At 34.2% G+C, this 6,757-nt stretch carries 5 protein-coding genes; 4 read left to right on the forward strand and 1 reads right to left on the reverse strand.

Annotated elements, in window-relative coordinates:
• Positions 1-922 precede the first annotated feature (922 nt).
• Positions 923-1,825, reverse strand: a complete 903-nt coding sequence (locus F6K40_RS37705) for a DMT family transporter (RefSeq protein WP_293144593.1) — start codon at positions 1,823-1,825, stop codon at positions 923-925.
• A gap of 49 nt (positions 1,826-1,874) precedes the next feature.
• On the opposite strand from F6K40_RS37705, the gene F6K40_RS37710 reads away from it, so the two are divergent.
• The 4 genes from F6K40_RS37710 to F6K40_RS37725 all read left to right on the forward strand — a co-directional run.
• Positions 1,875-2,903, forward strand: a complete 1,029-nt coding sequence (locus tag F6K40_RS37710) for a hemolysin family protein (protein WP_293144596.1) — start codon at positions 1,875-1,877, stop codon at positions 2,901-2,903.
• A gap of 579 nt (positions 2,904-3,482) precedes the next feature.
• Entirely contained in the window at positions 3,483-4,286 is an 804-nt protein-coding gene (locus F6K40_RS37715) for an SDR family oxidoreductase (RefSeq protein ID WP_293144598.1), read from the forward strand.
• A 73-nt stretch (positions 4,287-4,359) separates the two neighbouring features.
• Positions 4,360-6,069: a GIY-YIG nuclease family protein gene (locus tag F6K40_RS37720; RefSeq protein WP_293144601.1), complete on the forward strand. Its 1,710-nt coding sequence runs from the start codon at positions 4,360-4,362 to the stop codon at positions 6,067-6,069.
• A gap of 37 nt (positions 6,070-6,106) precedes the next feature.
• Positions 6,107-6,757, forward strand: a 651-nt coding sequence (locus tag F6K40_RS37725; protein ID WP_293144604.1) for an aldo/keto reductase, incomplete at its 3' end; no start/stop codon positions are given.

Genomic DNA, 6,757 nt, shown 5'->3' on the forward strand with positions numbered 1-6,757 from the left:
TCCTCTCAAATTTATCACAGCAAGAATTTAACTTCTCAATTCTAGATTCAGAAGTTAAATTCTCAATTCAGCGTTCTAGCATGAGAGTAACTATTCAATTTGTAGAACAGTTTATAGTTAAACTTCTTAAGAGTCTAACTTTCCCAAATCAACAGATTATTCCAGAAACAAAATAGGATTTTTGACAGAATAGTGTAGGGATTAGTCTAAGTTTTTTTTCAGCAAAACATCAAGAACTAAAGCAGTCTTCAGGGAGTTGAGGAAATTCTCGAACCTATCAAATTTATCACAGCAAGAATTTAACTTCTCAATTCTAGATTCAGAAGTTAAATTCTCAATTCAGCGTTCTAGCATGAGAGTAACTATTCAATTTGTAGAACAGTTTATAGTTAAACTTCTTAAGAGTCTAACTTTCCCAAATCAACAGATTATTCCAGAAACAAAATAGGATTTTTGACAGAATAGTGTAGGGATTAGTCTAAATTTTTTTTCAGCAAAACATAAAGAACTAAAGCAGTCTTCAGGGAGTTGAGGAAATTCTCGCTCCTCTCAAATTTATCACAGCAAAAATTTAACTTCTGAATTGATAATTTTGAATTCTGAATTCTCAATTCAGCGTTCTAGCATGAGAGTAACTATTCAATTTTTAGAACAGTTTATAGTTAAACTTCTGAAGAGTCTAACTTTCCCAAATCAACAGATTATTCCAGAAGCAAAATAGGATTTTTGACAGAATAGTGTAGGGATTAATCTAAGTTTTTTTTAGCAAAACACAAAAATTAATAACCCTACCAAAAAATCAGGTCCAAAAGGAGATGAAAAAAATATTTAACTCAGTATTTCAAGCCTCCTAGTTGAGTCGGAGGTATTGATAACTGATAACTGATAACTGATAACTGATAACTGAAATGACACTATCAATCTATTTTTGTTGAGAACCCAGGGCAGCAACAGCTACTCCAACTAATAAAATAACAGCTCCCAATAAAACAATTAGAGAAGGCACTTCACCAAACAATAAATAACCCAAAAAACTAGCTCCAACAGGTTCAAATAAAATTGCCAAAGTAACCAAAGTAGGAGAAACCCAACGCACTGCCCAATTAAAACTTGTATGTCCTATTAATTGAGGCACTAACGCCATTAATAATAAATAAAAATAGACTAAACCAGAATAACCAAAGTAGCCAACACCCGAAAACAAGGGAATAGGCAATAATACAATTGCAGCTACACCATAGACTACCACAATATAGCCCCCAATACCAAACCCCTTGCTTTGAGCTTCACGTCCCAGAAGCATATATAAACTAGCTGTCCAAGCTCCCATGAGGGCTAAAAAATTTCCGAGGAATGGGTTACTACCAGTAGTTGTACCACTAATATCTGCTAAACCGATCGTTAGTCCTCCAGTCATAGCTACTACTATACCAATAACTGTCCGGCGAGAAAGTCTTTCCTTAAACCACCACCATGACAACAAAGCTACCCAGATGGGGTTAGTTGTGACGAGGGTAGTAGAAGCTGCGATCGAAGTGTAAGATAAAGAAGTAATCCAAAGAGGAAAATGAGCGGCGAGGCAAACTCCCGCTGCTCCTGCATAGACTATTGCCCCTGGTTGGAGATTTTGCCACTGAATTTTTGACCATGTTGGTACTAATAATAAAGAGGCGATCGCCACCCGCGAGGCAGCTATGACAAGACTAAATCCTATCCCACTTATTCCTGCAGATAGACTTGCCAACCTGATTAATATTGCACCAGTAGATATTGCCAAAACACCGATAGTTAGAACTAATATAATTAACCAGTTAGAAGGTTTCATAAGTCAATAAAAAATGGTATGATTAAGTTTATCCCATTATTAGTTGAGTATGCTAAGGCTAACTATTATAGTTTTAATTATTCTCATAGGTTCTGCCCTTTGTTCTGCTACTGAAACAGCTTTACTTTCAGTTTCTCCTATTAAAGTACAACAGTTAGCACAGTCTAAAAAAACAACAGCATTAGCACTGTGGGGAATTAAGAAAAAAATTAACCGCCCCATTGCTACTGTTGTGATTATTAATAACATTTTTAATATTGTTGGCAGTATCTTAATTGGTAATATTGCAGCTTCAGTTTTAGGGAATGCTTGGTTAGGAGTTTTTTCTGCTCTTTTGACATTTTTAGTAATAATTTTTGGCGAAATTATTCCGAAAACTTTAGGGGAACGCTATGCGATGAGATTTGCCTTAACTATAGCTTTACCTGTACAAGGATTAACTTTTATATTTACTCCCATAGTCTGGTTTATGGAAAAAATTACATCACCTTTTACTCAAGGAAAAAAATTACCTACTACTAATGAAGCAGAAATCATGTTTTTGACGAGAATAGGATATAAAGAGGGAGTTATTGAAGGTGATGAAGCTGAAATGATTAGAAGAGTATTTCGGCTAAATGATAAAAGTGCATGGGATATTATGACGCCTCGAATAGCGACTACTTATTTAGATAGTAATTCAACTCTAGTTGAGGTAAAGTCAGATATTATTAATTCTCAGCATAGCCGAATTATTGTGATTGGAGATTCTATTGATGATGTACTTGGTTTGGTTTTAAAACATGAATTACTTAAGGCTATGATTGAGGGAAAAGACAATCAAAAAATTGTTGATTTTATGCGAGATGTTAGATTTATTCCAGATACATTAAGAGTTGATTTATTATTGAAAGAATTTCAAAAATATCGTCAACATTTGATGGTTGTTTTAGATGAATATGGGGGAATGTCGGGAGTGGTAACTTTGGAGGATGTGTTGGAAGAATTAACTGGTGAAATTGTTGATGAGACTGATCAAAGTGTTGACTTACAAGTTGTGGCAAGAATGAGAGGAAAAATTAAGTTAAAGGATGAGTAATTCTCAGTTATCAGTTATCAGTTATCAGCTATTAATTATCAGTACCTCTGGGTGAAATTAGAGGTGTGAAAAAAATGTAGGGAGGTTCCATGGCACCTTCCTAGATAGGTAATTTCAGTTATCAGTATCTCTAGCTGAAGCAAAAAGCTTGAAATACCGAATCTTCTTTTTTTATCCTCTTAAAAGAGGAGACTACAGATACAAATTTTTCGGTGCGAGAAGAGGTTTCTTGATTTTATGGAAATGTCTAAATAAAGAAGGTTCATTAACTATCTAAATATAATACCAATTACTAAAAGTAATGCTACGCTTCAGCTATATTTCAAAAGTCAAATAGTTACCAAGGTTTAAAGTATTTTTTTGACAATTATTAATCGTTTAGTATTGATTATTTCTAGTTTTACTTCTTCCCCAACCCCCCACACTCCCCACACTTCCCCACTCAGTTAGATATAGCATTCATGCATGAGAAATGGTATAATTACCCTGAACATTTTTCATGGGTTACTTTATTTTACCTGAGAATTGCGTTACACTAATTATCACAAATCTAAAATTTTGAATATTCTCCAAAAAATTATGCTGCCAACTGTTTTAATTACTGGTGCTTCTCAAGGTTGTGGTAGAGAAACAGCACTTTTATTTGCGAGAAAAGGATATAACGTTGTCTTAGCTGCTAGAAAGTTAGATAGATTAGCAGCAACAGCAAATGAAATTAGAGAAATTGGTAAATCTGCTTTAGCTATTCCTACTGATGTTACTGATGCTAAACAAGTAGAATATTTGGTGCAAAAAGCCATAGAATTCTATGAAAAAATTGATGTATTAGTTAATAATGCTGGTATCTGTCTGACTGGTGCAATGGAACATACAACTTTAGAAGATTTTCAACAGTTAATGGATGTCAATTTTTTCGGTTATGTGAATACAATTAAAGCTTTATTACCACATTTTTTGTCAAGAAAATCTGGCACAATTATTAACGTTGGTTCCTTTGGAGGAAAAATGCCTTTGCCAAAAATGACTGCTTATTGTGCTAGTAAATATGCAGTTACTGGATTAACTGATACTTTACGTTTGGAATTACAGTCAAAAGGAATTAATGTTAGTTCCGTACAACCAGGGGTTATTAATAGCGATTTTCTGGAAAGAGCGCAGTTTCGAGGTGGAGATAATTCGGGAGTAGAAGCTAGTCGCCAACAAATGAATTTGGCTTTAGAATCTAATTTTGTTAGTCAGCCAAAAGATATCGCTGAAGCTGTCTGGAATGTTGTTAAAAATAAGCAGTCAGAAGTAGTAGTAGGTCCGGCTGTTTTAGCAACAGAAATTTATCGCTTATTCCCTGGTTTAGTTCAGTCTATGATAGGGAAAAATTTAGGGTAGTTGATGATGAGATAGTCTGATTTAATTTGATATTTATATATCATCCTCAATCAGAACAATGGATATAAAATTTATGGCAAAAAAGAAAACAAAGGAAGAAATATTATCTGAATTTATTAAAGTTCATGGTGATTATTATGACTACTCTAAAGTGGAGTATATAAACACATCAACTAAAATCAAAGTCATATGTCCTAAGCATGGATTATTTGAGATTACACCAGGTCATCATAAAAATGGTGTTGGATGTCGTAAATGTTATTTTGAGTCTCAAAAAATAACAAAAGAGGAATTTGTTAAAAGGTCACAAAAGCATTTTGGCGATCGCTATGATTATTCTCTTTTTAATACGCTTCCTCCTGCTGGTGAAATGGTAGAAATTTTATGTGTTGAACATGGTAAAAACTTTTTACAAGAACCTAGAAATCACATGAGAGGTTATACAGGATGTTCTATATGTCAATCTCGGAAATTATCAGGTTCCATTGAAGATAGAGGGACAATAAAAAGTCAAAAAGAACTAACTCAAAAATTTATTAAACGCGCTCAAGAAATTCATGGAGATACTTATGATTACAGTAAGTTTGAATATATAAATTCCAGCACTAAGGGAAAAATTATATGTTCAATACATGGTGATTTTTTTCAAACTCCTAGCAACCATCTGAAGGGTACAAAGTGTCCAAAATGTTCTATTGAAAAACAGAAAGAAAACTCTTTTAAAAAGTTATGCAATGAAAAAAATGTAAATTATTATAGAGCTTTAAAAAGACGAGAAGCAGGATTACCTGAAGAAAAAATATTTGCAGAAGGTTTTGTTAGAAATACTCGTGAAATTAATCAAGTAACTGTTTTTGGTGAAACTTATCCCAATTTAGAGGAAGCTATCAGGATTTTGCAACCTCAAGCTAGTAGTAGAACTATCAAAAGATGGATAAAAGAGGGAATGACACCAGAAGAAGCTTTTCAAAGAATACCTAATCCTGGATATGCTCAAGGATTAATATATTTAATAACTAATAAGGTAACTGATAAAAAATATGTTGGGTTAACAGTTCAAAAATTAGAGCGTCGTTGGGAATATCATGTTCAGCAAGCAAGAGCTAATTACATAAAGAGTGGTGAGTCTTTGCACACTGCTCTCAGAGAATATGGAGAAGATGCTTTTGAGATTAAAGCTATTGATAAAGGCACAACAAAAAAAGATTTAGAAGTTAAAGAACGTAAATGGATCGAGGAATTAAATACTTTAGTACCATACGGATATAATATATCTAAAGGAGGGGTTAGTGGTGGTTCTCATAAGAAACCTACTACGATAGATAATATCTGTTTTGAAAGTGTTAAAAAAGCTGCTGAATACTTAGCAAAATCAAGAAATATTTCGATCGCAGCAGCGGAAAAAAGAATTCATACAGGTAGAGTAGATGTAAAAAAAACAGCAAAACCAGGACAAAGCTTAATCAAAACAAAGGCTTATAAAGCATGGAGTAGAATAATTCATGGAGCATTAAATCCCAACTCAAAAGAATACATACCTGATATTACTATTGATGAAAACTGGCGTGACTTCAATCATTTTTTTCGAGATGTTGGAAATCCACCCGAGCAAGGTATGGCTTTTACTAGACTCGATAAAAGTCAGGGATTTTTTCCAAGCAACTGTGCATGGTTAACAAAAAGTGAAGCTAGCAAACTCAATGCTGCATATATGAAAAAAATAGGTAAACTGACTGGGAATAAAAAGAAAAATAAATTGAATGATCTGGCTAGAATAAATTAGATTACAATGGTTACATTATTCAGGAGCAAAACACAAAATGCAATACAAATTATTAGGAAAAAGCGGCTTAAGAGTATCGGAACTTTGTTTAGGTACAATGACTTTTGGCGACGACTGGGGTTGGGGTTCCTCTCAACAAGAAAGTAAAACAATTTACGATTCTTTTCGCGAGGCAGGCGCCAATTTTATTGATACTGCTAATGTTTATACTAATGGCACCAGTGAAAAATTTCTTGGTGAATTTATTGCTTCCGAAAGAGATGCTGTTGTTTTAGCAACCAAATACACTAACGGTTTGGGAGATAAGAATCCTAATGGTGGTGGAAACCAACGTAAAAATATGGTGCAGTCGGTAGAAGCTAGTCTCAAACGTCTAAATACTGACTATATCGATCTGTTATGGTTGCACATTTGGGATTTTATGACCCCTGCTGAGGAAGTAATGCGAGCATTTGACGATTTAGTCAGAGCAGGAAAAGTATTATATATCGGTATTTCCGATGCACCTGCTTGGGTTGTTGCTCAATGTAATACCTTGGCAGAATTAAGGGGATGGACTCAATTTGTTGGTTTGCAAATCGAATATAGTTTAATTCAGCGCACCCCGGAAAGGGAACTTTTACCAATGTCTCGTACTTTTGATATCGGTGTTACTGCTTGGTCTCCTCTTGCTGGTGGTTGGTTGAGT

This window comes from Okeania sp. SIO3I5, from assembly GCF_010672085.1.
Lineage (GTDB): Bacteria > Cyanobacteriota > Cyanobacteriia > Cyanobacteriales > Microcoleaceae > Trichodesmium.